We start from the raw sequence: 26,629 nt of genomic DNA, 5'->3' as shown, positions 1-26,629 counted from the left end.
GCCTCGCCTCCATGGCTGTGCAGACTGTCGCCACCGAAACCCCCGCCTCGACCGTTGACCTCGGTCCCGCCTCGGGTCTCTCCTGCCGGGAATGCGGCACCAAGTTCCCCCTCGGCCCGATCTTCGCCTGCGCCGAGTGTTTCGGCCCCCTCGAAGTCGCGTACGACCTGCCCCTCGGCGACCCGGAGGCCCTCCGCGAGCGGATCGAGGCCGGCCCCGCCAACATCTGGCGCTACGCCCCGCTGCTGCCCGTCCCCGCCGACGTGGCCGACAAGCCGAACCTCAACCCCGGCTGGACCAAGCTCGTCAAGGCCGACAACCTCGCGCGCGAACTCGGGATCCAACAAGGCAAGTTGTTCGTCAAGGACGACTCCGGCAACCCCACGCACTCCTTCAAGGACCGCGTCGTCGCGCAGGCGCTGGAGGCGGCACGGGCCTTTGGCTTCACCACCCTCTCCTGCTCCTCCACCGGCAACCTCGCGGGCGCCGTCGGCGCCGCTGCGGCCCGCGCCGGGTTCCGCTCCTGCGTGTTCATCCCGCACGACCTGGAGCAGGGCAAGGTCGTCATGGCCGCGGTCTACGGCGGTGAACTCGTCGGCATCGAGGGCAACTACGACGACGTGAACCGCTTCTGCTCCGAGCTGATCGGCGACCCGCTGGGCGAGGGCTGGGGCTTCGTCAACGTCAACCTCCGGCCGTACTACGGCGAGGGTTCCAAGACCCTCGCGTACGAGATCTGCGAGCAGCTCGGCTGGGAGCTGCCGGACCAGCTCGTCATCCCGATCGCCTCCGGATCGCAGCTCACGAAGATCGACAAGGGGCTGAAGGAGCTGATCGCGCTCGGTCTTGTCGCCGACAAGCCCTACAAGATCTTCGGCGCTCAGGCCGAGGGGTGCTCGCCGGTGTCGGCCGCGTTCAAGGCCGGGCACGACGTGGTGCGCCCGCAGAAGCCGAACACCATCGCCAAGTCGCTGGCCATCGGCAACCCCGCGGACGGGCCGTACGTGCTCGACATCGCCCGGCGTACCGGTGGGGCCGTGGAGGACGTGAACGACGAGCAGGTCGTCGAGGCGATCAAGCTGCTCGCTCGGAGTGAGGGGATCTTCGCGGAGACCGCCGGCGGGGTGACGGTGGGTGTCACCAAGAAGCTGGTCGAGGCGGGGCTCATCGATCCGGCGCTCACCACGGTCGTGTTGAACACGGGGGATGGCCTGAAGACGTTGGATGCGGTTGCCGAGACGTCTCAGGCGACCGCGACGATCAAGCCGAGCCTTGAGGCGTTCCGCTCCGCTGGGCTTGCGGGTTAATCGCCGTAGGGCCTGAGCTTTGCTTCCCCGCTGCGGACCGTCGTGGCTGGTCGCGCAGTTCCCCGCGCCCCTGACGGGGCGCCATCCATCCCCGTACTTCTGAGGTGAACCCCATGAGTGTCAACGTCCGGATTCCCACCATTTTGCGTACCTACACCGGCGGCAAGGCCGAGGTCGCCGCCGAGGGGAGCACCCTTGGTGAGGTCATCGCCGATCTGGAGAAGAACCACACCGGCATCGCCGCCCGCGTCCTGGACGACCAGGGCAAGCTGCGACGGTTCGTGAACGTGTACGTGAACGACGACGACGTCCGTTTTGAGCAGGGCCTGGAGACGGCCACTCCGGACGGTGCCGGTGTATCGATCATTCCCGCCGTCGCCGGTGGCTGATCTCCGCTGATCCAATTCCGCAACTTCCCTGCATAACTCGAATTGCCCTCTCCGGGATGCAAACGGAGGGGGCAATTCAACTTGGTTGAGCGCGGTACAGTTGGGAAACGCGCTTCACCGTTTGTGCCGAGTGCATATACGAAGTCGGCCCGGAGTCGACAAGAAGCAGCCAAAGCGAGTCACCCTTTTGGGCCCCATATGGCATTTGCCGGGCCCGACTTGCCCTGGATTCCGGCGAATTCTCCGCATATTACCGATCGCGCGTGCCCATAATTCTCGTCCGATTGACCTGTTGCAGAGGGCAGTTGGGCAGATACATTCAGCGGCGGTCGACGCGTTCCGGCGCACACCCCCAACCAGTGGGGGGTGAGGTCTGACCCGGGTCCGCGAAGTGCGGGTCTGTGCAAGGGCCAGTAATAGGGGAGTTAGGCATGGCTCAGGGCACCGTCAAGTGGTTCAACGCGGAGAAGGGGTACGGCTTCATCGCGGTCGACGGTGGTGCGGATGTTTTCGTCCACTACAGCGCGATCCAGATGGACGGCTACCGCACCCTTGAAGAAGGTCAGCGAGTCGAGTTCGAGATCTCGCAGGGCCAGAAGGGTCCGCAGGCGGACATGGTCAAGCTCGCCGTCTAGCTCGGCGCGATCGACCACCGAAGCAAGCATCGCGAGGGGCTCGTATCCCATGGGGGTACGGGCCCCTCGTGTGCGCCCGCGCTCCCTCCCGGCTCCCTCGCGCGGGGCGGATCTGACGGGGGCACCTTGCACTCGTGGGGGTCGAGTGCTAATCATTGGCGTTAGCACTCTACGAGTGAGAGTGACAGAACTTGGATCGGGTCGGTGAGGTCCGTAGCCGGGTGGGGCAAGGAACCACACGGCAGGCAGACCGTCCGTCGCGGGCACCAGCACGGTCCGTTTGCTTGCTTTTCCACCCCGTCCGGGAGGACCACTTCACATGGCCAAGATCATCGCGTTCGACGAGGAGGCACGGCGCGGCCTCGAGCGCGGCATGAACCAGCTCGCCGACGCCGTCAAGGTGACCCTGGGCCCCAAGGGTCGCAACGTCGTCCTCGAGAAGAAGTGGGGCGCCCCCACGATCACCAACGATGGTGTCTCCATCGCCAAGGAGATCGAGCTCGAGGACCCGTACGAGAAGATCGGCGCCGAGCTGGTCAAGGAAGTCGCCAAGAAGACGGACGACGTCGCCGGTGACGGTACGACCACCGCCACCGTTCTCGCCCAGGCGCTCGTCCGCGAGGGCCTGCGCAACGTGGCCGCCGGTGCCAACCCGATGGCCCTCAAGCGCGGCATCGAGAAGGCCGTCGAGGCCGTCTCCGGTGCCCTCCTCGAGCAGGCGAAGGATGTCGAGACCAAGGAGCAGATCGCTTCGACGGCCTCCATCTCCGCCGCCGACACCCAGATCGGCGAGCTGATCGCCGAGGCGATGGACAAGGTCGGCAAGGAAGGCGTCATCACCGTCGAGGAGTCCCAGACCTTCGGTCTGGAGCTGGAGCTCACCGAGGGTATGCGCTTCGACAAGGGCTACATCTCGGCGTACTTCGCCACCGACATGGAGCGTATGGAGGCGTCGCTCGACGACCCGTACATCCTGATCGTCAACTCCAAGATCTCCAACGTGAAGGACCTCCTTCCGCTGCTGGAGAAGGTCATGCAGTCGGGCAAGCCGCTGCTGATCATCGCGGAGGACGTCGAGGGCGAGGCGCTCTCCACGCTCGTCGTCAACAAGATCCGTGGCACCTTCAAGTCCGTCGCCGTCAAGGCCCCGGGCTTCGGTGACCGCCGCAAGGCCATGCTCGGCGACATCGCCATCCTCACCGGTGGCACCGTCATCTCCGAGGAGGTCGGCCTCAAGCTGGAGAACGCCGGTCTCGACCTGCTCGGCCGCGCCCGCAAGGTCGTCATCACCAAGGACGAGACGACGATCGTCGACGGTGCCGGTGACAGCGACCAGGTCCAGGGCCGCGTCAACCAGATCCGCGCCGAGATCGAGAACTCGGACAGCGACTACGACCGCGAGAAGCTGCAGGAGCGCCTGGCGAAGCTCGCCGGCGGTGTTGCGGTCATCAAGGCCGGTGCCGCGACCGAGGTCGAGCTGAAGGAGCGCAAGCACCGCATCGAGGACGCCGTTCGCAACGCGAAGGCGGCCGTCGAGGAGGGCATCGTCGCCGGTGGTGGCGTGGCGCTCATCCAGGCCTCCGCGGTCTTCGAGAAGCTTGAGCTCGAGGGTGACGAGGCCACCGGTGCCGCCGCTGTGAAGCTGGCCCTGGAGGCCCCGCTGAAGCAGATCGCGGTCAACGCCGGCCTTGAGGGTGGCGTCATCGTCGAGAAGGTGCGCAACCTGCCCATCGGTCACGGCCTGAACGCCGCGACGGGTGAGTACGTCGACATGATCGCCGAGGGCATCCTCGACCCGGCGAAGGTCACGCGCTCCGCTCTGCAGAACGCCGCGTCCATCGCCGCGCTCTTCCTCACCACCGAGGCCGTCATCGCCGACAAGCCGGAGAAGGCGGGCGCTGCCCCGGCCGGCGGCGGCATGCCGGGCGGTGACATGGACTTCTGATCGACCTCTGGTTGATCGACGTCCCGTACGTACCGAGGGCGGCACCCCTTCTCAGGGGTGCCGCCCTCGGGCGTTTCCCGGTTACGGAAGCCGGTCCATGATCCAGGCGCAGAGTTCCTCGGTGACCAGGGTGTGGCCCTCGTTCCGCGAGGCGCAGCGGAACTCGTCCAGTTCGCTGAGTTCGTCCTCGGACGCGCTGATCGGGTCGTACAGCTTCTCCTGGGTGTCGATGTCGCGCAGGGCGATCGCGCTGACCGTCGGCACGAAGCAGTGGGCGCGGAGGTCGGCCTCGGAGCCGAGCCCGATGAGCGCCGGGATCTTGTTCAGTTCGTCGGCGAGGATGCCGAAGCCCTCCAGCGTGCCGCCCGGGGCGCCGTCCATCTCGGGGATTCCCGAGGTGTGGATGCGGGGCTTGCGCAAGGTCACGACCCTGAGCTGGGCGACGAGTTGGTCCTCGCCCGCGGACTGGGTGTGCAGGTGGGTGCCGGTGATGGCGAGGCCCTTGCCGTGGAAGGCCTGCTCGCCGGGGCGCACGCCGTTGCTCTGCCCGATGCGTACGCCGTTGGCCACGCCGATCTTCTTGGGCCGCTGGGGCCAGCCGCCGACCCGTTCCAGCTCGGCGAGGAACGTGCCGCGCTCCTTGTCGGTCTCGGGGCTGTCGTCCCACTCGGAGATGTGCTGCCACAGCAGCTGGCGGGCGGCGGGGCTGTTCATCTGGTCGGAGAACGCCGCGTTGAGCCGCCGGATGTAGTGCGCGAACGACTGGAGGGCGAGGGGGATCCAGGCGCCGCGGTGCGGACTGTCGTAGGAGAAGTACAGGGCGGTCTGGTGGTCGTTGTCCGGGCCGCCGTCGTGCTCCATCTCGGCGAGCGCGTACCGGGTGACGAGGCCGCCCATGCTGAAGCCGCCGACGGTCAGCGGGTGGTCGCCGACGCGTCGCGCGATGGCCTCGCGGATGGCGGCGCGGGCGACCTTGGAGTTGTCGAGGATGGAGGCGCTGCGCTCGTCGTAGCCGATCAGGACGACGTCGTAGCCGCGCTGCCGCAGGGCGCTGAGGAACGGGTAGGGGCCGCGTTCCAGGATCTCCCAGGAGAAGTTCAGGTCGCTCGGGCCCGAGCTGAAGCCGTCGCCGAGGATGACGGGCCGGGTCAGGCCGCGCGTCCGGTCGGCGAGGTAGACCCAGGCGCGTCCTGCGGGCAGCGCCCACTCGTCGTCCGGGGCGGGCGCGGCGGCGGGCGCCTCCCTGGCTTGCCTCGGTCCCGGGGCGAGGGTGACGCGGGCGGCGGTCCCGAAGGCCTCGGAGATGCGGCGGGCGTCGGCCTCGGTGAGCGGTTCGGGTTGGTTGGGCTCGGTCATGCGGGTCCCCTCCGGTGGCGCTGATGTCGGTCGGCGTCGCCATCTTCGGTACGCCGGGTGGCGGCCGACAGTCGGCCTGGACCCTTTCGGACAGGGCGGGTTCGGCCGTTCCCGGCCCTTTACGGGTGGGGCGCGAGGGAGCCCGGCGCCCTGGCCAGGGAGCGGCGGCCCGGGGGCGGCCGGCAAGGGGGCGGGGTCCGACGGCGCGTCGGCCAACTCGGCGTACGGGGATGGCGTCGTCGGTGCGCCGAAGCGGGGCAAGTCTGTCGCGAAGGCGCCGGAAGGGGAGGCGGGGCGAGGCCCGCCTCCCCTTCCGTGGAGCCCCCCCGGTTCTCGCTATGCGCGCTTCGGGGCCTACGCCGGGGCGTCGGGCAGCACGTCGGGGAGGCGCCAGAGCTTGCCCTCCCGGGTGGTGGCGTAGATCAGGGCGTTGTCCCGGTCGAGGGCGATGCCGCAGACCGAGCCGATGCCCTCGGCGGCCACGCGCTGGCGGCCCTTGGCCTCGCCGTCGGCGATGACGACCTCGCGCAGCTTGTCACCGCCCGGGTTGGAGACGTACGCGTTGGCCGTGCCGTCCGGGGCCACGCGGACACTGCTCCCGAGGCTGGAGGCCACGGAGCGCGGGGTGGCAGCCTTCGCCGCCAGGTCGATCTCGTAAAGCCCGCCCAGCTCGTACTGGCCGACGTACGCCTTGCCCGCGTGCAGCGCCACTCCGGCGGCCCTGGGCACGGCCCAGGTGCGCTGCTGCTCCGCCGGCTGGCTGTGCAGGCCGTACTCGATCAGCTTGCCGCTCTCGACGTCGGTGACGTAGGCCTTGTTGTTCGGCAGGTCGAGCGCGACGCCGTACGCGTACATGCCCTCGGCGACCTTGACGGGCGGGGCGGAGGGGTCGGCGAGGTTCACCGTGATCAGGCGCTTGCCGCTGTAGTCGGTGACATAGGCCTTGTTGCCCGGCAGGTCCAGTGCCACGTCGTTGACCTGGCCCAGGCCGCCCGCGACCAACTCCGGTGTGCCGCCCGCGAGATCCACCTTGTGCAGCTTGCCGCCGTTGTACCGCTCGGTGACGTACGCCTTCTGGTTCGGGAGGTCCAGGGCGAGGCCGTCGGCCGTCCCCATGCCGGTGGCCAGCTCGACGGGAGCCTTCTTCGGGATCTCCCGCACTTCGCCCTTCTTGTGCAGAGGGTGGCGCTCCAGGTCGAATTCGAGCTTTTCCAGCTCGAAGATCTCGTGCACCCCGGCGAGCGTGGAGACGACCTCGGCCTCCCCCTTCTGGGAGAAGGGCTTTCCTTCGTCGGTAAGGTCGAAGGAATCCGACCCGCCGGTCTCACCGAGTTTCCAGGCGATCACCTTGGAGTATTTCGGTTCGGCGGCCTGCGGGCCTTTCGGCCGGGTCTCCTTCACCTCCACCGGCTCGGGGTAGTAGAGGGCGACCCAGCCGCCGAAGGAGATGGGGAATTCGTAGTCGAACCTCCGCACCTGGCGCCGCTGCGTGGCCAAGACGTCGACCCGGCTGCTGATTTTGCCACCCAGTGTGGACGAGGTCTTGAACCCGGTGGTCACCGAACCACTGACGGAGGCGGTGATCCCGAGCATCAATTGTGCGGACAGCTCGCCGGTCCCGGTGGCGGTACTCGTGCCCGTCGTCGTGCTCGTCGACTGGGACTGGGATTCGTTGTCGACGCCCTGATTGTCCTTGCTGTTCTTCAGGGTGGTCTTCTGGGATTGGTTCAGAGCCATGCTCTTCTGGAGCTGCTGCTGTAAAGACGCAGTGGTCTTCGCCCCGAAGGTGAGCTGTACCTGTCCCTGAAGAGACCAGCTGATCGTGTTCGAGACCGAGAATTCGACCGTGTGCGACCAGTTGGTCTCGACGGGGTCGGTCCGGTTGACGAACGTCTGCTTGGAGATCACGTCGGGAGGGGGCTGCGTGATGTCCCCCCGCTCGTCGATGAGGGGCACGCCCACCGTCATATAGGCCTGCCAGCCGCGCTGGTGTGCGGTGGCCTCCGTGGCGGGGAAATCGCCGAACCGCCCCTTGTTCAGGGAGAACCCGGTGGGGAAGATCTCCCGGTCGGTCCCGTCCGGCGCCTTCCGCTCGGCCTTCCTCTTCAGCTTGGCCCTGTCCCGCTCCAGGATGGCGGGGGCCTTCTCGGCGATCTCCAGTTCCTTCAGATTCCGCCCGGTCAGCGGGTGGCGAATGGAACGCTCGCCGAGGTAGGTGGTGCTTACGTTGTTCTTGGCGGGGCCGCCCATACTCCTCAGCCTTCCCTCGGGATGTCGTTGGCCGAGGTGCGGTTGTCTTTCCTCGACTGTTCCAGCTGTTTGTCGCTGATCTTCGGACGGTCCGCGTCGCTGATCTTCGGCTGGTCCTCCTCCTTGATCTCCACCTTCACCTTCTTGAATGCCTCGTCCTTGGCCGAGGACGCCATGGTGGTCGTCGACTCGGGACTTTCGCTGGCCGCCTGCTGCTTGGTGGCTGCCGTCTGGGTGTTCTTGAAGAGCGGGGCGATGAAATTGCCCATGATGTCGAGCGCTTCGGGCGAGGTCTCGCGTACGATCTTCGGGTCGCGCCGGACCTCGGGAATTCCGTCGTAAAGCTCCGGGTCGACTCCTTCCCTTTCAGGCCACGCGCCGGGAATGTTCTCCCGGGCCTTTCGGGCGGATTCCTCGGCGGACTTTGCTTCGCTTCCACCGCTGTCGAAGATGTTCTTGAAGGTCATGGGCGGCTGCCTACCCCTCCGCTCATCGGTCTATACGACTGATCTGGCATGATCTCCGGAGAGGGATCGATTCAGGACATCGAACTGTTGATTGAAGGGGGCACAAATGCGCGTGGCGTTTTCCGCTTATGGGTCGCGTGGAATTGTTGAGCCGATAGCCGTGCTGGCGGCTCGGTTGCGGGAGGCGGGCGCCGAGGTGCGGGTGTGCGCGCCGCCTGATGAGGAGTTCGTGGGGCGGCTGGCGGAGGCCGGGGTCCGGGCCGTGCCGGTCGGGCGGCCCGTGGCGCCGTTGGTGGGCTCCGTCGCGCCCGGGTCCGCCGTGGGCCTCACGCAGCGCGTGGCCGAGTTGATGGATGCCCAGTTCGAGACGGTCGCCGCCGTCGCCGAGGGGTGTGACGTGCTGGTGGCCACCGGCCCGTTGCCGGTCACCGCCCCCGCGCGGTCCGTCGCCGAGAAGCTGGGCGTCCGTTACGTGCACGCCAGCCACCAGCCGGTCATCCTGCCCACCCCGCACCGGCGGCCTCCCGGGCGGCGCGGCCAGCCGCTGCCGCCGGGCGTCACCGACAACCAGGCGCTGTGGGACCTGGACGCCGAGATCGCCGACACGATGTTCGGCGAGATGCTCAACTCCCGGCGGGATACGGCCGGGCTGCCTCCGGTGCGCAACGTCCGCGACTACGCCTTCAGCGACCAGCCCTGGCTCGCCACGGACCCGGTGCTCTCCCCCTGGCGGCCGACCGCGCTGGACGTCGTGCAGACCGGGGCCTGGCTCGGGGACGGCGAACGGCCGCTCCCCGACGATTTGTTGGGTTTCCTGGAGAGTGGCGCTCCGCCGGTCTACGTGGGCTTCGGCAGTACGCCCCTCAGCGATCCGGCGGCAGTCTCCCGCGTCGCCATCGAGGCGGTCCGCGCGCAGGGGCGGCGGGCCGTCGTCTTCCGGGGCTGGGCCGGGCTCGGCCTGATCGATGACCAGGACGACTGTTTCCTCGTCGGCGAGGTCGACCACCTGGCCCTGTTCCGCCGCGTCGCCGCCGTCGTGCACCACGGCAGCGCGGGCACGACGACGACGGCGGCGCTGGCGGGCGCGCCGCAGGTGGTGCTGGCCCAGGGCGCGGACCAGCCGTACTGGGCCGGCCGCGTCGCCGACCTCGGCATCGGCGCGGCGCACGAGGGGGCGGCGCCGACGTTCGACTCCCTGTCCGCCGCGCTCGGGGTGGCCCTGTCGGCCGGGACCCGGGCGCGGGCGGCCACCGCCTCCGGGACGGTTCGCGCCGATGGGGCGGCGGTGGCGGTGGGCCGGCTTTTGGGCGCGGGAGCGCGTTAGCTCGCGGGGGCGCGTTAGGGGGCCTTCACCTCATCGAGGAAGGCGGACCAGGCTGCCGCCTGGAAGATGAGGTGGGGGCCTTGGGGGTTCTTGGAGTCGCGGACCGGCACGATCTCGGGGTGCCCATCAGAAACTTCCAGGCAGTTGCCGCCTTCCCCGCCACTGTGGGTGGACTTGCGCCAAGTGTCGGCGACCTCCAGGCAGTTGCCGCCGTCGCCTCCGCTGTGCGTGGACTTGCGCCAGGTAGCGACCTCCAGGCAGTTGCCGCCACTTGCGTCGCTGTAACTGGACTTGTGCCAAGTGGCTGTGCTCAGGTCGTATTCAGGGCTGGTGCTCTTCATGTGCGTAATCCTCTGCCACTGATTCGATCAGGGCCAGGGATTCTCGGGGTGAAAGTGCGCTGGCCCCGAGCAAATCGTAAGCGAGTTCGTAGTCGGCGACGCTTACAGGATCGTCCTCAAGCCGCCCTGTCCTGAAGCCTTCCAGGTAGGCGAGGGGTGCGGCGTCGGCGAAGAACATGAGCTTGAGCGAGCCGCCCATGGCCATGTGCCCCCCTGCCGAGAACGGGAGCACCTGCACGATGACTCGGCGCTTGCGCCCCAGGGTGGCGATATGCCGCAGGGCCTCCGCCATCACAGCAGGCCCACCCACCTTCCGGCGTAGCAGCGCCTCGTCAAGGATCGTCCACAACACCGGGGTTGTTGGCTCGTCGAGCAGGCTGGCTCGTTCGAGCCGAGCCGCCACCAGCTCCTCGATCTCACTGTCCGTTGCGGTGGGTCGGCCATCGCAGAACACCGCGTGTGCGTACTCCGGAGTCTGCAACAGGCCCGGGATCAGTTGGGTCGCGTACTCGCGGATGGCCGTCGCTTCCGCCTCCGCCTCCGCCGCCTCGGCGAAGTGATCGGGGTACTTGGACTTGGCCACAGCCTTACAGTTGCGAGCGAAGAAGCCCCCCATGCCCAGGACTTCGTCGAAGTGCCGCGCGTACTCCAGGTGCATCCGCCTCGTCCCCGCCTCTAACTGGCCGATGAACGAACCGCTGACGAAGATCGGCGCCCCCAACGCCTCCTGGCTGAGGCCCACCCGCTCGCGCGCATGGCGCAGTTCGCAGCCGAGGAGCGCTCGGGGGTTCGAGGAGGGGTCGAGGTCTTTGGGTCGGGTCATGGGGCAACTCCTCCACTGGACACGGGGGGTTGTTGGGACGCCAATGCTTTCCAGGCTACGCACGTCCGGCCACTCTGTGTGAGGTAACGGCAACACTCGGTGGGAAAGGCAAAGCACATGGCACTTACGGCGGAGGAACGGATGCGGGCGGCCGAGGAGGCCGTACGACAGTTGAGGGCGGTCCTCGCAGAGGTCGGCGTCACGCTGCCGTCGCTGCGGATGGACCCCCTGAGCGCCGCCGACGAGGGCGCGCTGCCACTGGTGGAGCTGGGGCGCTGCAACCTCGACACCGCGCTGCGGCTCGTGGCGGTCCTGGAGGGGGCGCGATGAACGACGACCCGAGCGTGCCGGAGACGGGTACGTACGCCGTCGACCACCGGGACGGCAGCGTGGGGGAGGTCATGGGCTGCGAGGGAGGCCTCGTACAGCTCAGGCCGATCGGCGGCGGCCGCGAGTGGGACTGCCCGCCGGGGTCGGTGGGCGAGGCGCCGTCGGGGGAGGTGCTGCGGGCGAAGGTGCGGCAGGTCAACTGGGAGGGGCGCCTGCCGTGACCGGCGGGGAAGGGCTGCCGTGAACCGGCGAGAAGCGCGCCTGCCGTGAACCGGCGCACTCGCCTGGCATGTTTGCCGGGCACATGTCACCTTTTCGGGCGAAGAAGCGCTCGCCGACAGGTGAGGCACGGGGCGGCGGGCAAACCCTGGTGAGACCGGCCATCATTCGGCGCCGGTCCTCAACGCCGTCCCACGCCGTCGGCAAGGTGAGGTGTCAGACCTGTCGGCGGATGTGGCAGCGGCCCCCCACACCAGGAGGCGACACACATGCCCACTCAGCTCCTCGTTCCCGAGACCCTTCCGGCGGCGACAGCGGCCGAGACCACCACCATCACGGCGCTGATGGCGCAGACCGAGGCTCCCCTCAGCGGCGCACCGGTCCCCGCACCGGAGGCGGGCGCGGTGCTGATCCTGCTCGCCCTCCTGAGTCCGGGAGAGCCGAAGGAACCGCGCGAGAAGTAGACAGCCCTTCGATGCTCAGAGTCGTTCGGCCGCGCCACAGGGGAGGGTGATCGTGCCACACCAGGACACCGCGCTCATGGAGGACTACGCCCGCGCGGCCGATGACCTGGCCGGGCGCCTGCACCGCTGCCTGGAGACCCCGGGCAGCGGTGCGGCGCTCGCCGACTACGTGGAAGGGGCGACCGACAGACGGACGGCTCTGGCCGCCGTACGGGTACTGGGCCCGGATGTCCTGGCGCCCGCGCTGTTCGGTACGAGGCGCATCGACCCGGCCGATCGTGAGGTGCTCGCCACGGCGCTCGCCCACTACCCGCTCGATGCCGGTGGCACGGCCGAGACCATGTGTCTCGACCGCGTGACGACCGGCCTCCTGCACCGCGCGGAGGGCGCCGTCAGCGGTGACGGCGTGGCTGTCGATGACGCTGTGGACGTCGACACCTTCCTCCGGCCCGAGGAGCGCTGGCGCCCCTGGGCCCAGCAGATGGCAGGAGTGGCCTCCTGCGCGCTGCCCGGCGTGTGCGGGTCCCTCGTCGAGCAGGCCCGGACACGCGCCGCGGATCTGGGCCGGGGTGTCGCCCGCGCGATGCTCCGGCGCGACTACCGCACGGCTGCCCGCCTGGTCCGCTGGACGGCACTCGCCGACAACAACCGCGCTGCGGTGGACCAGTTGAACATCGAGGCGGTGCTGCGGCACCTGGAACTGTGCGGCTCCGTGAACGCCCGCCTGTCGCTCGACGTCAGGATCGCGCGTCTGCTGAGGACGCGGACGCGGCGGGAGGGGGCAGGATGACGGACGAACTCCCGGTGGGTACCGACACGGTCGGCCGGGTCACCGGACGGGCCCTGGACTGGCTGCACCGCAATCGCCTGTACGGAGCCTTCCCGTCCCCGGAATCGGCCGACCTGGCCGACCCGAACGGCTACTACAAGTCCCTCGGCGAGACCGCCCTGGCCGCCAGCCTCGTACTGCGTGAACGCAGTGTTCTCCCGGCCGGTCACGAGCAAGCGGCGCACGAGCTGCTGGACTTCGCCTGGGGGCAGCTGCGGCAGGGCGATCTGCTCTACGAGCGGCAACTGCGGCATCCGCTGATGACCGACCCGCTGGAGGTGTACACGCACTTCGGCCGGGGCGGCCACCGGCACGAACGGCTCGACACGCTGCTCGGACATCTGGCGGGCCTCAGGGCCCATCAGGGTGCCGAGCTGATGCCGAACCGGCGCCTCGCGGTCGCCAACGCCGCCCGCGTCGCGGGCTTCGCGGGCTCCGGAAGCTCCGAAGGCTCGGGAGGCGGCGCTGATTGGGCGGGTCTGCTGGCGGCGACATGGCTGGGCAGGCTCCCCGAGCCGTGGGCCATCGACTGGATGACCGCCTACTGCATGACCCACACCGTCTTCCACGTCACCGACTGGGGCGGACTGCCCCACGCCCTTCCCGGGGACGTCGTCGCCTACCTGGAGTGCTGGCTGCCGGTGTGGATCGACATCTGGACCGAGATCGAGGAGTGGGACCTCGTCGCGGAACTCCTCATCGTCGACGCCTGCCTGCCCCGCCCCGGCCACCACCGCGACGTGTGGGAGCGGCTGGCGGCCGTCCAGCACGCCGACGGGCTCGTGCCCCGGGACGGAAAGCCGGTCGGCGACGAACCGGAACAGGCGTTCCGGGACCAGCAGCACACCGCGGTCGTGACCGTCGTGGCCGGCACCCTCGCGCAGTCCCGCAGCGGCGATGCGTCCCCCCGCTGAGTCCGCGTCCGAGTCCGCGTCCGAGCCCGCGTCGCTGACCGAACGCCTTCGCCTGGTCGCCCGTGCGGCCGGCCGTGACGCGGGCGTCGCCATCGCCGTGCACACCGGCGGAGGCTCCCTCACGGTGTGCCGGGGCTTCACCGACAGGACGAGGACCCAGCCGATCGGTGAGACGACACGCTTCGAAACCGGCTCGGTGACCAAGACGTTCACCGCGCTGCTGCTCGCCGACATGGCAGTCCGTGGTGTCGTCCACCTCGGCGAGCCGCTCAGCCGCTGCGTGCCCGCGTGGGCCCTCCCGCGCGGCCCGTACGGCGCGGGCATCACGCTGGAGCACCTGGCCACCCACACCGCCGGACTGCCCAGGCTGCCACCGGGCCTGCTCCGCAACGGGGCACGGTCCTGGTTCAGCAACCCCTACGCGCACTACACCCCCGACCGGCTGCTCGACTCCCTGGCCCGCAGCCGCGTCCGCCACCGGCCGGGCACCCGTGTCGCGTACTCCAACTTCGGCATGGGCCTCCTCGGCCACCTCCTCGCCGAACGGGCGGCCGCCGACTACGCGAGCGCGCTCCAGACGCACGTACTGCGCCCCCTGCACCTGACCGACACGGGCTGCGACGGCCTCGCGCAAGCCACCGGCCACCTGCGCGGGCGGCCCCGCCCACCCTGGTCGATCCCCGCCCTGCCGGGCGCGGGCGCCCTGCGCTCCAGCGCCCGTGACCTGCTCACCTGCCTCCGGTACCTGGCCAAGCCCGCCCGCCTGCCCGAGGGTCCGCTGCAGAGCGCGATGACAGAGGTACTGCGACTACGCGCGCCGTCCCCCGACGGGCCCCGGCTCCCCCTCGCCTGGACCATGCGCGCCCTGCCGGACCGCGACCTCTACTTCCACACCGGCGGCACGAGAGGCTTCACCGCCTTCGCCGGATTCAGCCCCCGACCGGAGACGGCCGTAGTCGCCCTGGCGAACACGAGCCCCACCTTGCGCGGCACATTCATCCAACAGGCCTATCTGCTGCTCCGGGCGCTCAGCGCGCCGGACTAGAGCTGTCCGGGGCCGCATCTGTCCAGCGCCGCGCGCAGGTGGCCGTCCGAGGTGGTGAGGAGGTCCGCCGCCGTGGGGGCGTCGACGCCGCCGAGGAGGGTGAGGATCGCGTTCTTCACCTCGCCGTCCGTCGCCGCGAGCGCGGCCTCGATCTCCTCGTCGGACGCGCCGGTCGCCAGCGCGACGATGCGGCGGGAGCGGGCCCGCAGCTTCTCGTTCGACGCGCGCACGTCCACCATGAGGTTCCCGTACGTCTTGCCGAGGCGGATCATCGTGATCGTCGAGAGCATGTTGAGTACGAGCTTCTGGGCCGTGCCCGCCTTGAGGCGGGTGGAGCCGGTGAGCAGTTCGGGGCCCACGACGACCTCGATGCCGTGCTCGGCGGCGGCCGCCAGCGCGCTGTGCGCGTTGCAGGAGAGGCCGATGGTGAGCGCGCCGTACCGTTCCTTCGCGTGCTCCACCGCGCCGATCGCGTACGGCGTGCGGCCCGACGCGGAGATGCCCACCACGACGTCGTCCGCCGTCAGCTTCAGCCCGTCCAGGTCCTCCGCCGCGAGCTCCTTGCTGTCCTCCGCGCCCTCGACCGACTTGACCAGCGCGCTCGGGCCGCCCGCGATGAGGCCGACGACGTCGGCCGGGTCGGTGTTGAAGGTGGGCGGGCACTCGGAGGCGTCCAGCACGCCGAGGCGGCCCGCCGTGCCCGCGCCCGCGTAGACGAGGCGGCCGCCCCTGGCCATCCGCTCGGCGGTGCCGTCGATCGCGGCGGCGATCGCGGGCAGCTGCGCGGCCACGGCGGCGGGGACGGACGCGTCCTCGCCGTTCATGATCCGGGCGATCTCCAGGGTGTCCAGCCGGTCGATCTCGGACAGCTCGGGGCGGAACGCCTCGGTGGTGAGGGTGGCGAGCTGGGCGCGCAGCTCTCCGTAGTCCTCGGATTCGGCTTCGGCTCCGGATCCGGCTTCGGGGGAGGTCATGGTGGGTGCGGCTCTTTCGGATGCGGGGGTGGGGGGTTGGCCGGGTCAGCGGGCGCTGGGGGCGCCGCGCGGGCTGTGGCGGTGGGCGAGCGCTTCGTAGGAGGCGGCGAGCGCCGGGGCGGCCGTCTCGTACGTCCGCTGGGCCACGCCCACGAACAGGCAGTCGACGACGAGCAGTTGACTCGTACGGGACGACATCGCGGCCGGCCTCAGCTCGCTCTCGCGGGCCGTGGAGGTGGTCAGTACGTGATCGGCGTACTGCGAGACGGCCCCGTCGGGACGGCCGGTGATCGCGATCGTGGTGGCCCCGTGCTCGAAGGCCACCCGCAGCGGCTCGATCACGTCACCCGTCGAACCGGAGTGGGTGATCGCGATGGCCACGTCCTTCGCGCGCAGCGTCACCGCGTTGGTGACGGCCAGGTGCGGGTCGGAGTGCGCGTGCGCGATGTGGCCGATGCGCAGGAGCTTCTGCGCCAGGTCCTGGGCGACCAGGCCGGAGGCGGCCACGCCGTAGATCTCCGTGCGGCGGGCGGTCGCGAGGGCGGCGACGGCGGCGCCGAGCTGGACGGTGTCGAGCCCGGCGGCGGTGTCGGCGAGGGTCTGCTGTTCGTCGAAGGCGAGCTTGGCGACGACGTCCGCGATGGGGTCGTCGACGGCGATGTCCGCGGTGACGGCGGGCGCCCGGCCCGACTGCTGCTGGGCGGCGAGCCCGGCGAGCGCGAGGCGCAGGTCGCGGTAGCCGGGGTAGCCGAGGAGGCGGGCGGTGCGGACCACCGTCGCCTCGCTGGTGCCCGTCAGCTCGGCGAGGCCGGTGACCGTGAGGGCCGCGCAGCCGGCGGGGTCGCCCGCGACGGCCTCGGCGACGCGCTGCATGGAGCGGGTCATCGACGGGGCCAGCGTCCGCACCTTGGCCGCGAGGGCGGCGGGGGCCGGGGGTGCGGCGCCCGCGAAAATTTCCTTCACGTCTGGGGTCACGCTTGAAAGGTATTTTCAGCGGGGGCCGGGGTCAAGGGCCGTCGTCCGGCCCGGGGTATGGGGTGACAATGGACTGCATGGACGCGATCGACCCCCTGGAGCAGGCGTTGCACGCCGCGCGCGCACTTGTCCTCGCCGACCTCGTCGCCCGTGAGGTCGCCGAGGCCGAGGTCGTCTCGCTCGTCGAGGAGTCGGTGGTGCACCGCCGCTGGTGGGTCGAGCAGTGGCCCGAGGGCATCGACTATGTGGCGGGCCTCGTCGCCCAGGACGTACAGGACGCGCTCCTGGAGCGGTACGGGCGCTGGCCGCTGTGCCCCGTGTGCGGCTCGGGGGAACCGCACGCCCTCGACGTCGAGCCGGAGCTGGGCCCGGACCCGCACTGGGTGTGCGGCAAGGCGGGGGTCGTGGTGGCGCCGGTGGGCGGGCTGAAGTGACGGTCTACATCGACCCGCCGACCTGGCCGGGGCACGGCCGCGTGTGGTCGCACCTGATCAGTGACGTCTCGTTCGAGGAACTGCACGCCTTCGCCGCGTCGATCGGCGCCCCGGCGCGCGCCTTCGAGCGCGACCACTACGACATTCCCTCGCACCGGTACGAGGACGCGGTGCGGGCGGGGGCGGTGGAGATCGGCTCGAAGGAGCTGGTGCGGAGGCTTACGGGGGCGGGGTTGCGGAGGCCTAAGGGGCGGCCGGCTTAACAGGTCTCAGCGCTGAGGCGCCCCATCAGGGGCGCGGGGAACTGCGCGCTCAGCCACGACGGGCCCGCGGGTTCGGTCGGTTTCCGCGTGCGGCTCCGCTTGGGCTGGTCGCGCAGTTCCCCGCGCCCCTACGGGGCGCAGGCGCAGGGCGAGTGCCACCGTCGCCAGTGCCGTCGCCGTCATCGCCGCGCCCGCCCAGGCCGTGGCCGCGTAGCCGAAGTCGAGGTCGATGACCGTGCCGCCGAGCCAGGGGCCGCCCGTGTTGCCGAGGTTGAACGCGGCCGTCGTGGTCGCTCCCGCCAGGGTGGGGGCGGCGCCCGCGACGTTGAACATGCGGGCGTTGAGGGCCGGGCCCGTATAGAACGCGGAGACCCCGATGAGGAACGACAGCGCGATCGCCGCGGCCGGGGTGGCGGCGAACAGGGCCAGCGAGACGAGGAAGACGGTGGACGCGGCGATGCCGCTGAGCAGCACCCCGAAGAGGTGCGCGTCCGCGAACCGGCCGCCGATCGCCGTGCCGAGAAGGGCGCCGACGCCGAAGAGCGCGAGGACCGTCGGGACCCAGCCGTCGGCGAGGCCCGCCACGTCCGTCAGGAGCGGGGAGAGGTAGGAGAACGCGCAGAAGACGCCGCCCGCGGCGAGCGCGGTGACCACGATGGAGAGCTGGACCTGGCGGTCGGCGTAGATGGAGAGTTCCCGCTTGAGCCGCGGCTTCTCGGCGGGGAGCGGGATGCGGGGGATCAGCGTGAGGACGCCCGCAAGGGCGAGCGCGCTGGCCGCGGCGACCGCCCAGAACGCCGAGCGCCAGCCGAAGTGCTCGCCCAGGAAGGCGCCGGCCGGGACGCCGAGGACGTTCGCGACGGAGAGGCCGCCGAGCATCACCGCCATGGCGCGGGCGCGCTGACCGAAGTCGACCATCGCGATGGCGACGGCCGCGCCGACCGCCCAGAACCCGGCGCAGGCCAGGGCGCTGATCACGCGGGACGCGAAGAGCACCTCGTACGAAGGCGCCAGGGCGCCGGCGACCTGGCCGAGGCCGAAGACCGTGATCAGGGTGATCAGGGTCGTGCGCCGGGGCAGGCGCAGGGTCGCCGCGGCGAGGAGGGGGGCGCCGATGACCATGCCGATGGCGAAGGCGGAAATGAGGAGGCCTGCGCGGGGGATGGAGACGTTCATGTCCTCCGCGATGGGCGGCAGGAGCCCCGAGAGCATGAACTCACTCGTCCCGAGGGCGAAGACGGCGAGGCCGAGCATGTGTACGGCTATCGGCATGCGGGGCGCTGCGCGCTGGGCGGGGGACGGCATATCAGGGGCGAACGTCTGGGGGGTTCGGGGCATTCCCTTCGGTGGGCGGTGCGGGTGGCTCCCCTAGGGGCGCGGGGAACTGCGCGCCAAGCCACGACGTACCCGCGGGTTCGGTGGGACTGGTGTGCGCGGGTCCGCGTCGGTTGCTCGCGCAGTTCCCCGCGCCCCTTACGGGGCTTCCCTGCGGGTGGGTGGGGGTTGCTCGCGCCGTTCCTCGCGCCCCTTGCGGGGCTTTCCGTGGCGCCCGCTTAAATTTGGTGCAGGACGTAGATCTGCGTGTCGTCCCGGTCCGGGTGGCGGGTGAAGCCTGTTCGGGTCAGGACTGACTGGGATGGCTTGTTTTCCGGGTCCACCCGGGCCAGTAGGGACGTGGTATCGGGGTGGGACAGGGCCCACTGGGAGAGGGTCCGCAATGCCGTCGTGGCATAGCCACGACCCCTTGCTGGTTCCGCTAGGTCGTAGCCGATTTCTACGCGGCCCTCATCGTCCGGCGGGCCGTGGAAACCCATCGCGCCCACCGCCAGTTCGTCCTCCGTGCGGACCAGTACGTACATGCCCCACTCGGGGCGGTGCACCCCGTCCGCGTACGCCTTCGCCAGTTTTCCGGCGGCGCCGCGCGTGCCGTTGAAGGGGCCGCCCTCGATCCAGGTCAGGCCGCCCGTGCCGCCCAGCGCGAGGTCCGCGGCGACCGCGGGGGACACCTCGCGCAGCGCGAGCGGGCCGGCCGGCAGGGAGCGGGCGTTGTGCCAGCGCCAGGACGGGAGCGGGGCGCGCCCCGGCAGGGTGCCTCGGCCCGTGGCCCAGAGCAGGACCCGCCAGAGCGAGCCCCCCGAAAGCGGTACGTGCGGGAAGAGGTGGGCGAGCACCGCCCCGCAGAGTTCCGCCGGCGGCTCCGCGCCGGCGCCGAGCGCCTCGCAGATGTCGTACGTATGGAGCAGCACCTCGGCGACGCCCATCGCGGCGAAGCCCGCCGCGTCCGCGCTGCCGCAGGGGTAGGGGTGGAAGCCGCGGACCCCGCGCGGCGTCGTGCGGACCGTCGCCGCGAGCAGGCGGCCGGTCGCCTCGATCACGTGGATCGCGCCCTCGGGGCCCGTGCCCTCGTCGAGCGTGACCTCGAAGGGGACCCAGCCGTCGGTGGCCCGGCCCGTCAACTGCCCGGCGTAGGCGACGAAATCGCCCGCGATGTGTTCCGCCGTCTCCAGGCAGCTCCAGTCGAGCCCGCCCGCCTTGACGCTCCAGTCGCGGTCGGCCACCGCGCGCAGCGCCCGCGCCGCGTGCGCGACGGCCTCGTCGATCCTGTCCCCACCCATGAGCAGCATCCGGCGAGCGTACGGGAGGGGCCGTGCGGCCGCGCGGGGATTTAAGGGGCGGCTCAGGGGGCCAGCAGGGCCAGTTCCGTGGTGAGGTTCTCGCGCGCCGGGGCCTCCCAGTGGGCGGCGCCGTACGGGGTCCTGAACAGGCGGGGAAGCGCGAGGAGTTGGCGCAGGACGTCCGCCCGGCCCGCGCGGAACGCCTCGTCCGGCACGAAGCCGTACTCCTCGCGGACGGCCGCCGCGTAGGCCGCGTACGCGTCCGGGGCCGCCGCCAGGATCGCCAGGTCCGCGTCGCACAGCGTCTCGCCGTTGTGGTCGCCGTCGGCCGGGTCGTGGGTGACGGTCAGGCGGACCAGGCGAGCCACCTCGGACGTCTGCCTGTCCGACAGGCCCGCCTCGGGCAGGGCCCGTTCGGCCAGGCGGGCCGAGCGCTCCTCGTTCTGGGAGCGGTCGGGCGCGTACACCGCGTCGTGGAACCAGGCTGCCAGCCGGACCAGCTCGGGGTCGTCGGCGTGGTCCTCGAGCACGTCGATGTGGTCGAGGACCGCCGTGAGGTGCGCGGTCGTGTGGTAGCGGCGCTGGGGTTCGGCCCAGCGGGCGAGCAGGTTGTCGGCGAAGCGGTAGGGGTCGTAGACGCACTCGTCGGTGTCCCGTGCGCGCAAAAGCGTCCTGAGCCAGCGGTCGCGCAGGGCGGGGGCGGTCTCTGCGGCGGTCTCGTCGTGGGCCATGGGGGGAGGGTAACTCTTGTGTACCCCCGGGAGGTATGCAGGTCTTCTTGGGCCTCCTTGACGGGCGGGCTGGATATGTCCAGCGCGCCCGTTGCGTGTGCGGGTCCCGGGCGGTTGGCTTTCGCCATGACCACTGCTGCTGACGAGACTTACGAGCCCGAGCGCGCCGGACGGCTCCTGCGCACCGAACGCGACGCCCTGATCCCTCTGTTGAGGTCCGCGCCCGACGAGGCGTTCGCGGTCCGCACCTGCTGTCCCGGCTGGACCGTGCGGCACGTGCTCGCGCACTGCGGGTCCGCGCTGATGCGGGTCGTGGAGAGCCGCTACGGCGAGGGCGTCTTCAGCCCGGAGAGCAACGAACGCGACATCGCCGAGCGCGCCGACTGGCCCAACTCCCGCGTCGTGGACGAGCTGGAGCGCGGCATGTCCGAGGTCGGGCCCATCATGGCCGCCGCCAAGGGGCGCCTCGACGGCATCGCCCTCGGGGAGTGGGTGCACGCCGGTGACGTACGCGAGGCGTGGGGGAAGCCGGGGGCGTACGGCGGGGACGGGCTCGTGGACGCGCTGCCGCTGCTGGCGCAGCACAGCCGGTCCCCGTTCAGCGCGGCGACGCCGGGTCTCGCGGTCCACGCCGACGTGGACGGCCTGGACGAGCCGCTCGTCCTCGGCGCCACGGACGGCCGGCGGCCACCGGCCCGCTACATCGGCGACGCGCCGACCCTCATCCGGCTCTGCTCGGGGCGGCCGCTGACGGGGACGCGGTACGAGCTGGCGGGCGCGGCGGAAAAGGAGTTGGGGCTTTTCGACTGACGTGGATCATGAGGGGATGACCTCCGACTCCGGCGTTCCTTCCGTGCCGTCCGCGTCCTCCGTGCCGTCCGCGTCCTCCGTGCCCTCCGCGTCTTCCGCGTCCTCCGTGCCGTCATCGCCTTCCTCGCCCGGCGCGCCGTCCTCGCCCCTCGTGCCCGCCGATCCGGATGTTCTGCACCCCATGCCCGGGCAGGAGCGCGTGGTGCTGCTGAAGCCGCTCGTCACCTCGCCGCTGATCGAGGTCGGCGACTTCTCGTACTACGACGATCCCGACGACCCGACCGCCTTCGAGACCCGCAACGTCCTCTACCACTACGGCCCCGAGCGGCTGGTGATCGGGAAGTTCTGCGCGCTGGGCGAGGGCGTGCGGTTCATCATGAACGGTGCCAACCACCGGATGGACGGCGCGTCGACGTTCCCGTTCCCGATCATGGGCGGGTCGTGGAGCGAGCACTTCGACCTGATCACCGGGTTGCCGGGGCGCGGTGACACGGTCGTCGGCAACGACGTCTGGTTCGGTTACCGCGCCACGGTCATGCCGGGCGTCAAAATCGGGCACGGCGCGGTCATCGCGTCGGGGTCGGTGGTCGTCGACGACGTGCCGGACTACGGCATCGTCGGCGGCAACCCGGCCCGGCTCATCCGCCGCCGCTTCGGCGGCGAGGAGATCGCGCGGCTGCTCGAACTGGCCTGGTGGGACTGGCCGATCGAGCATCTGACCCGGCATGTGCGGGCCGTCATGGCCGGGAGCGTGGAGGAGCTGGCGGCGGTGGCGCCGGGCGCGTAGGGGCGGGAGGCGTGGGGGCGGGAGGCGGAGGGGCGGGGAGGCGGTGGCGGTCAGTGCTGGTGGCCGTCGCTCTTCTCGGCGTGCCCGCCCCCGCCCTTCTCGGCGTGTCCGCCCCCGTCCTTCTCCGCGTGCCCGCCGCCCCCCGCGTGGACCGTGAACGCCGCCGTGCGGACCTTCCCCTCGTGCTTGAAGTCCAGGAACAGGCGGTACGCGCCCGCGCTCGGCACCGTCGCCATGAAGGAGACGCCGGGGCCCGCCTTCGTCCTGCCGTCGCCGGGCTCGCCGTTCGGGTGGACGTGGAGATAGGCGAGATCGCCGGAGCGCAGGGCCACCAGGTGGCCGTACGCGCCCAGGTAGGGCTGGAGGTCGGTGACGGGCCTGCCGTTCTTCGCCACGTTCAGGGTGAGGTCGCCGCCCGTGCCCGTCTTCAGCCCGCCCTTCAGCGTCACGTCGTAACCGTCCACCTTCGCGGTCGTGCTGGGCGCGGGCAGCTCCCTCGGCTCCGACTCGCCCGCCACCGCGAGGTCCGCGCCGAGCGTCAGGCCCTCCTTCGCGCCCTCGGGGCGGAAGTCGGCGAAGACGCGGTAGCCGCCCGCCTCGGGGAGTTCGACCGGGGTGGACCAGGTGCCGTCCGCCGCGCGGGTCGGGTGCAGATGGCGGTAGGTGGTCAGGTCGCGTGAGGCGACGATGAGGTGCAGCTCCTTGTCGTGTTCCTTCTCGTACGCGGTGACGCCGCGGCCCGTGGAGTCCTCGACGACGGCGAAGCGCAGCGTGTCCCGGCGGGCCGCCTCGATCCGCGGGGTCCTGAGGTCCAGCGTGTAGCCCCGCTCGGAGATCTGGAGGCCGCCGGGGGCGGTTCCCTCGCCGTGCCCGGCGCCCTCCTCCTCGTCGTGCTGAGCCGCTTCCTCGTGGTGCTGAGCCGCGGGCGTCCGGTCGGTGACGGGGCCGACGCCCTTGCCCACTCCGTACGCGGTACCGAAGGTCGCGGCGACGGCGGCGGTGAATGCGGTGATCTTCAGGCCGGTGTTCATGACGACTCCCTGGCTCGATGCTCGATGGTGTCGACGATACCCCCTAGGGGTATCAAGTCAAGTCCGGGGTGCCGAGTGGTCGCTCTTGCGTTTTATACCCCCCAGGGGTATAACTGGTCCTCGTCAGATCGATACCCGCCCCGGGTATCGCGGAGCACCATGAGCGCGTCACGAGGAGCCCGCACCATGTCCACCACCACACCCGGCACCCCCGAGGCGGCCGCCACCGCTTCCACCGCAGAAGTGGAACTCGCCATCGGTGGCATGACCTGCGCCTCCTGCGCCGCCCGGATCGAGAAGAAGCTCAACCGCATGGACGGCGTCGAGGCGACCGTCAACTACGCCACCGAGAAGGCCAAGGTCAGCTACCGCGGCGAAAACGTCTCCGTACAGGACCTGATCTCGACCGTGGAGGCCACCGGGTACACGGCCCAGGCGCCCACGCCCGTACGAGACGACGGCGTGCCGTCGGACGAGGACGGCGAGGGGCGCCGGGGCGACGCGGGTGGCGCCGACGGCACCGGTGATGACGGGCTGCGGCCGCTGCGCGAGCGGCTGGTCACGGCGGTGCTGCTCTCCGTCCCCGTGATCGCGATGGCGATGGTGCCCGCCCTCCAGTTCGAGTACTGGCAGTGGCTCTCCCTCACCCTGGCCGCGCCCGTCGTGACGTACGCCGCCTGGCCCTTCCACAAGGCCGCCTTCACCAACGCGCGGCACGGCGCGGCCACCATGGACACGCTGATCTCGGTCGGCACGTCGGCGGCGTTCCTCTGGTCGCTGTGGGCCCTGTTCCTCGGCACCGCGGGCACGCCCGGCATGACGCACGCCTTCGAGCTGACCATCGCCCGCAGCGACGGCGCGGGCAACATCTACCTGGAGGCCGCGGCCGGAGTCACCGCCTTCATCCTCGCCGGGCGCTACTTCGAGGCCCGCTCCAAGAGGAAGGCCGGGGCCGCGCTCAAGGCGCTGCTCCAGCTCGGCGCCAAGGACGTGACCGTGCTGCGCGACGGAGGCCGCGAGGAGACCGTCCCGGTCGGCGCGCTGAGGACCGGCGACCGGTTCCTGGTCCGCCCCGGCGAGAAGATCGCCACGGACGGCAAGGTCGTCGAGGGCGCGTCGGCCGTGGACGCCTCCATGCTCACCGGCGAGTCCGTGCCCGTCGAGGTCGGCGAGGGCGACTCCGTCACCGGCGCCACCCTCAACGTCGGCGGACGCCTCGTCGTCGAGGCCACCCGCGTCGGCGCCGACACCCAGCTCGCCCGCATGGCCAAGCTCGTGGAGGACGCGCAGAACGGCAAGGCGGCTGCGCAGCGCCTCGCCGACAAGATCTCCGCGGTGTTCGTGCCGGTCGTCATCGGCCTGGCGCTCGCCACGCTCGGCTTCTGGCTCGGCAACGGCGCCGGTCTCACCGCCGCCTTCACCGCCGCCGTCGCCGTACTGATCATCGCCTGCCCCTGCGCCCTGGGTCTCGCCACGCCGACCGCCCTCATGGTCGGCACCGGCCGGGGCGCCCAGCTCGGCATCCTGATCAAGGGCCCGGAGGTCCTGGAGTCCACCCGCCAGGTCGACACGATCGTCCTGGACAAGACCGGAACGGTCACCACCGGCAAGATGACCCTGCTCGCCACGCACACCACTCCCGGCACCTCGGCCTCCGAGGTGCTGCGCCTGGCCGGCGCCCTGGAGCACTCCTCCGAGCACCCCATCGCCCGGGCCGTCGCGGCCGGTGCCGCCGAGCGGGTCGGCGCGCTGCCCACGCCCGAGGACTTCGCCAACGTGGCGGGGCGCGGCGTGCAGGGCATCGTCGAGGGCCACGCGGTCCTGGTGGGCCGGGAGGCGCTCCTCGCCGAGTGGGAGATACGTCTTCCGGTGGCGCTGGAGCGGGCCAAGGCGGAGGCGGAGGCCGCGGGGCGTACGGCCATCGCGGTCGCCTGGGACGGCGAGGCGCGGGCCGTCCTGGAGGTCGCCGACGCGGTGAAGGACACCAGCGCGGAGGCGATCGCGCGGCTGCGGGCGCTCGGCCTGACGCCCATCCTGCTGACCGGTGACAACAAGGCGGTCGCGGCGTCGGTGGCGGCGGAGGTCGGCATCGCGCCGGAGCACGTCATCGCCGAGGTGATGCCGCAGGACAAGGTCGACGTGGTCAAGCGGTTGCAGGCCGAGGGCCGCTCGGTCGCCATGGTCGGCGACGGCGTCAACGACGCGGCGGCCCTCGCCCAGGCCGACCTGGGCCTGGCGATGGGCACGGGGACGGACGCGGCGATCGAGGCGGGCGACCTGACGCTCGTACGGGGTGACCTGCGGGCGGCGGCGGACGCGATCAGGCTCTCGCGGCGGACCCTGGGCACGATCAGGTCGAACCTGTTCTGGGCCTTCGCCTACAACGTCGGGGCGCTGCCGCTGGCCGCGTCCGGGCTCCTCAACCCGATGATCGCGGGGGCCGCGATGGCCTTCTCCTCGGTCTTCGTGGTCGGCAACAGCCTGCGGCTGCGGGGCTTCAAGCCGCTGTCCTAGGCCGCCGGCCTGACGGGATCCGGGGTGAGGTGTTCTGCGCGTAGGCTGGATAATTGGACTAGACCTGTGTGACTGTATCGCGGTGCGTGTCCCGCTGGCCGGGATCTCGACTCGATGAGAAGGAAGAGACATCCATGAGCAAGCGTGCAGTCCTGGAGGTGATCGCCCTCGACGCCGAGGACGCCGTCGCCGCCCAGGCCGGAGGCGCGGACCGCCTCGAGCTGGTGACCGACATGGCCGCGGACGGCCTCACCCCCTCGCGGGAGACGTTCGCCGCGGTCCGCGCCCGCGTCGACATCCCGCTGCGCGTCATGCTGCGGCTGGCCGACGGCTTCTCCGCGGGAGACGTCGACGCGCTCGTGCGGCGCGCGGGTGAGCTGCGGAGCGAGGGTGCCGACGAGTTCGTCCTCGGCTTCCTCGACGAGGCGGGCGGTCCCGACCTCGGGGCGATCGAGACGGTGGTCGGCGCGCTGGACGGCTGCCGCTGGACCTTCCACCGGGCGATCGACCGCGCCGCCGACCGGGACGCCCTGCGCAAGGCACTCGCGGACCTGCCCGGCCTGGACACGTACCTCACGGCGGGGGCCGCGGGCGGGGTCGACGAGGGGCTCCCCACGTTGCTCGCCGAGGCGGCGAGGCGGGGCGAGCCGGGTTACGAGCCGCAGCTCCTGGTGGGCGGCGGCCTCCGCCTCGACCACTTGCCGCGGCTTCGGGGGGCGGGGGTGGAGGCGTTCCACATCGGCGGAGCGGCTAGGCCCGACGGGTGGTCGGGCCAGGTCTCCTCGGCTGCCGTCGCGCAGTGGCGGACGGCGCTCGGGGGATAACCCCTTCGGGGGGCGGTGCGGATAGCCCCCTTA

At 71.0% G+C, this 26,629-nt stretch carries 29 protein-coding genes; 17 read left to right on the top strand and 12 right to left on the bottom strand.

All coding sequences use genetic code 11. The features are described from left to right. Positions 1-11 precede the first annotated feature (11 nt). From thrC to groL, 4 genes are all read left to right on the top strand, one after another. Positions 12-1,307 (top strand): threonine synthase, encoded by a 1,296-nt coding sequence (gene thrC, locus DMA15_RS16475; RefSeq protein WP_125513547.1) that lies wholly within the window; start codon positions 12-14, stop codon positions 1,305-1,307. A gap of 113 nt (positions 1,308-1,420) precedes the next feature. Beyond that, the gene (locus tag DMA15_RS16470) at positions 1,421-1,696 is read left to right on the top strand and encodes a ubiquitin-like small modifier protein 1 (protein WP_030791622.1); all 276 of its coding nucleotides are present in this window, start codon (positions 1,421-1,423) and stop codon (positions 1,694-1,696) included. Positions 1,697-2,127: 431 nt separating this feature from the next. After that, on the top strand, positions 2,128-2,331 hold the full coding sequence (locus DMA15_RS16465; protein ID WP_005315736.1) for a cold-shock protein: 204 nt from the start codon (positions 2,128-2,130) through the stop codon (positions 2,329-2,331). A gap of 319 nt (positions 2,332-2,650) precedes the next feature. Then, positions 2,651-4,276 carry a chaperonin GroEL gene (groL, locus tag DMA15_RS16460; RefSeq protein WP_125513545.1) on the top strand — a complete coding sequence of 542 codons (1,626 nt, stop codon included), beginning with the start codon at positions 2,651-2,653 and terminating at the stop codon, positions 4,274-4,276. Positions 4,277-4,357: 81 nt separating this feature from the next. On the opposite strand, the gene DMA15_RS16455 is transcribed toward groL, so the two are convergent. The 3 genes from DMA15_RS16455 to DMA15_RS16445 form a co-directional block, all read right to left on the bottom strand. Beyond that, positions 4,358-5,632: a hypothetical protein gene (locus DMA15_RS16455; protein ID WP_206302744.1), complete on the bottom strand. Its 1,275-nt coding sequence runs from the start codon at positions 5,630-5,632 to the stop codon at positions 4,358-4,360. Positions 5,633-5,986: 354 nt separating this feature from the next. Then, entirely contained in the window at positions 5,987-7,882 is a 1,896-nt protein-coding gene (locus DMA15_RS16450; RefSeq protein WP_125513544.1) for a YncE family protein, read from the bottom strand. A 5-nt stretch (positions 7,883-7,887) separates the two neighbouring features. Beyond that, on the bottom strand, positions 7,888-8,349 hold the full coding sequence (locus DMA15_RS16445) for a hypothetical protein (protein WP_125513542.1): 462 nt from the start codon (positions 8,347-8,349) through the stop codon (positions 7,888-7,890). 106 nt (positions 8,350-8,455) lie between these two features. Between DMA15_RS16445 and DMA15_RS16440 the strand changes: the two genes are divergently transcribed. Continuing rightward, positions 8,456-9,673, top strand: a complete 1,218-nt coding sequence (locus DMA15_RS16440) for a glycosyltransferase (RefSeq protein ID WP_125513540.1) — start codon at positions 8,456-8,458, stop codon at positions 9,671-9,673. Positions 9,674-9,687: 14 nt separating this feature from the next. Here DMA15_RS16440 and DMA15_RS16435 read toward each other — a convergent pair whose 3' ends face one another. Both DMA15_RS16435 and DMA15_RS16430 read right to left on the bottom strand, forming a co-directional pair. After that, the gene (locus DMA15_RS16435; protein WP_125513538.1) at positions 9,688-10,014 is read right to left on the bottom strand and encodes a DUF397 domain-containing protein; all 327 of its coding nucleotides are present in this window, start codon (positions 10,012-10,014) and stop codon (positions 9,688-9,690) included. Beyond that, positions 9,995-10,837 (bottom strand): helix-turn-helix transcriptional regulator, encoded by an 843-nt coding sequence (locus tag DMA15_RS16430; RefSeq protein WP_125513536.1) that lies wholly within the window; start codon positions 10,835-10,837, stop codon positions 9,995-9,997. Before DMA15_RS16430 ends, DMA15_RS16435 begins: the two co-directional genes overlap by 20 nt. Before the next feature lie 117 nt (positions 10,838-10,954). On the opposite strand from DMA15_RS16430, the gene DMA15_RS16425 reads away from it, so the two are divergent. From DMA15_RS16425 to DMA15_RS16400, 6 genes are all read left to right on the top strand, one after another. Beyond that, positions 10,955-11,167: a hypothetical protein gene (locus DMA15_RS16425; RefSeq protein ID WP_125513535.1), complete on the top strand. Its 213-nt coding sequence runs from the start codon at positions 10,955-10,957 to the stop codon at positions 11,165-11,167. Beyond that, the gene (locus tag DMA15_RS16420; protein ID WP_055536275.1) at positions 11,164-11,388 is read left to right on the top strand and encodes a hypothetical protein; all 225 of its coding nucleotides are present in this window, start codon (positions 11,164-11,166) and stop codon (positions 11,386-11,388) included. Before DMA15_RS16425 ends, DMA15_RS16420 begins: the two co-directional genes overlap by 4 nt. A 267-nt stretch (positions 11,389-11,655) precedes the next feature. Further along, complete coding sequence (locus tag DMA15_RS16415) at positions 11,656-11,850, top strand: hypothetical protein (protein WP_125513533.1); 195 nt, start codon at positions 11,656-11,658, stop codon at positions 11,848-11,850. A gap of 52 nt (positions 11,851-11,902) precedes the next feature. Then, complete coding sequence (locus DMA15_RS16410; protein WP_125513531.1) at positions 11,903-12,640, top strand: hypothetical protein; 738 nt, start codon at positions 11,903-11,905, stop codon at positions 12,638-12,640. After that, positions 12,637-13,593, top strand: coding sequence for a hypothetical protein (locus tag DMA15_RS16405; protein WP_125513529.1), 957 nt, complete (start codon positions 12,637-12,639; stop codon positions 13,591-13,593). The genes DMA15_RS16410 and DMA15_RS16405 overlap by 4 nt, the downstream gene beginning before the upstream one ends. Then, complete coding sequence (locus DMA15_RS16400; protein ID WP_125513528.1) at positions 13,577-14,638, top strand: serine hydrolase domain-containing protein; 1,062 nt, start codon at positions 13,577-13,579, stop codon at positions 14,636-14,638. The genes DMA15_RS16405 and DMA15_RS16400 overlap by 17 nt, the downstream gene beginning before the upstream one ends. Here the strand turns inward: DMA15_RS16400 and murQ are convergent. Both murQ and DMA15_RS16390 read right to left on the bottom strand, forming a co-directional pair. After that, complete coding sequence (murQ, locus tag DMA15_RS16395) at positions 14,635-15,612, bottom strand: N-acetylmuramic acid 6-phosphate etherase (protein WP_125513526.1); 978 nt, start codon at positions 15,610-15,612, stop codon at positions 14,635-14,637. The two genes, DMA15_RS16400 and murQ, sit on opposite strands and share 4 nt — an antisense overlap. Positions 15,613-15,657: 45 nt before the next feature. Beyond that, positions 15,658-16,587: a MurR/RpiR family transcriptional regulator gene (locus DMA15_RS16390; RefSeq protein ID WP_125513525.1), complete on the bottom strand. Its 930-nt coding sequence runs from the start codon at positions 16,585-16,587 to the stop codon at positions 15,658-15,660. A 77-nt stretch (positions 16,588-16,664) separates the two neighbouring features. On the opposite strand from DMA15_RS16390, the gene DMA15_RS16385 reads away from it, so the two are divergent. Then, the gene (locus DMA15_RS16385; RefSeq protein WP_125513523.1) at positions 16,665-17,021 is read left to right on the top strand and encodes a hypothetical protein; all 357 of its coding nucleotides are present in this window, start codon (positions 16,665-16,667) and stop codon (positions 17,019-17,021) included. Next, entirely contained in the window at positions 17,018-17,284 is a 267-nt protein-coding gene (locus DMA15_RS16380; RefSeq protein WP_125513522.1) for a DUF4031 domain-containing protein, read from the top strand. Before DMA15_RS16385 ends, DMA15_RS16380 begins: the two co-directional genes overlap by 4 nt. Positions 17,285-17,290: 6 nt before the next feature. On the opposite strand, the gene DMA15_RS16375 is transcribed toward DMA15_RS16380, so the two are convergent. From DMA15_RS16375 to DMA15_RS16365, 3 genes are all read right to left on the bottom strand, one after another. After that, a complete protein-coding gene (locus tag DMA15_RS16375; RefSeq protein WP_125513521.1) occupies positions 17,291-18,556 on the bottom strand; it encodes a Cmx/CmrA family chloramphenicol efflux MFS transporter in 1,266 nt (421 codons plus the stop codon). Positions 18,557-18,837: 281 nt separating this feature from the next. Then, on the bottom strand, positions 18,838-19,908 hold the full coding sequence (locus tag DMA15_RS16370; protein ID WP_125513519.1) for a GNAT family N-acetyltransferase: 1,071 nt from the start codon (positions 19,906-19,908) through the stop codon (positions 18,838-18,840). A gap of 53 nt (positions 19,909-19,961) precedes the next feature. After that, entirely contained in the window at positions 19,962-20,630 is a 669-nt protein-coding gene (locus tag DMA15_RS16365; RefSeq protein WP_125513517.1) for a hypothetical protein, read from the bottom strand. Positions 20,631-20,756: 126 nt separating this feature from the next. Between DMA15_RS16365 and DMA15_RS16360 the strand changes: the two genes are divergently transcribed. Continuing rightward, positions 20,757-21,440, top strand: coding sequence for a maleylpyruvate isomerase family mycothiol-dependent enzyme (locus DMA15_RS16360; protein ID WP_125513516.1), 684 nt, complete (start codon positions 20,757-20,759; stop codon positions 21,438-21,440). Between the two features lie 6 nt (positions 21,441-21,446). Here the strand turns inward: DMA15_RS16360 and DMA15_RS36665 are convergent, their stop codons facing one another. Further along, entirely contained in the window at positions 21,447-21,623 is a 177-nt protein-coding gene (locus tag DMA15_RS36665) for a hypothetical protein (RefSeq protein WP_164551769.1), read from the bottom strand. On the opposite strand from DMA15_RS36665, the gene DMA15_RS16355 reads away from it, so the two are divergent. Then, on the top strand, positions 21,622-22,227 hold the full coding sequence (locus DMA15_RS16355) for a CatB-related O-acetyltransferase (RefSeq protein ID WP_125513514.1): 606 nt from the start codon (positions 21,622-21,624) through the stop codon (positions 22,225-22,227). The genes DMA15_RS36665 and DMA15_RS16355 overlap by 2 nt on opposite strands. 50 nt (positions 22,228-22,277) lie before the next feature. Here the strand turns inward: DMA15_RS16355 and DMA15_RS16350 are convergent, their stop codons facing one another. Continuing rightward, on the bottom strand, positions 22,278-23,258 hold the full coding sequence (locus DMA15_RS16350) for a hypothetical protein (RefSeq protein WP_125513512.1): 981 nt from the start codon (positions 23,256-23,258) through the stop codon (positions 22,278-22,280). Between the two features lie 186 nt (positions 23,259-23,444). Here DMA15_RS16350 and DMA15_RS16345 point away from each other — a divergent pair, with 186 nt between their 5' ends. Both DMA15_RS16345 and DMA15_RS16340 read left to right on the top strand, forming a co-directional pair. Then, positions 23,445-25,772: a heavy metal translocating P-type ATPase gene (locus DMA15_RS16345; RefSeq protein WP_125513511.1), complete on the top strand. Its 2,328-nt coding sequence runs from the start codon at positions 23,445-23,447 to the stop codon at positions 25,770-25,772. Positions 25,773-25,906: 134 nt separating this feature from the next. Next, a complete protein-coding gene (locus tag DMA15_RS16340; RefSeq protein ID WP_125513509.1) occupies positions 25,907-26,596 on the top strand; it encodes a copper homeostasis protein CutC in 690 nt (229 codons plus the stop codon). Positions 26,597-26,629: the final 33 nt, after the last annotated feature.

This window comes from Streptomyces sp. WAC 01529 (assembly GCF_003945545.1).
Classification (GTDB): Bacteria; Actinomycetota; Actinomycetes; order Streptomycetales; family Streptomycetaceae; genus Streptomyces; species Streptomyces anatolicus.
This window is presented reverse-complemented; position numbering and strand designations above follow the sequence as displayed.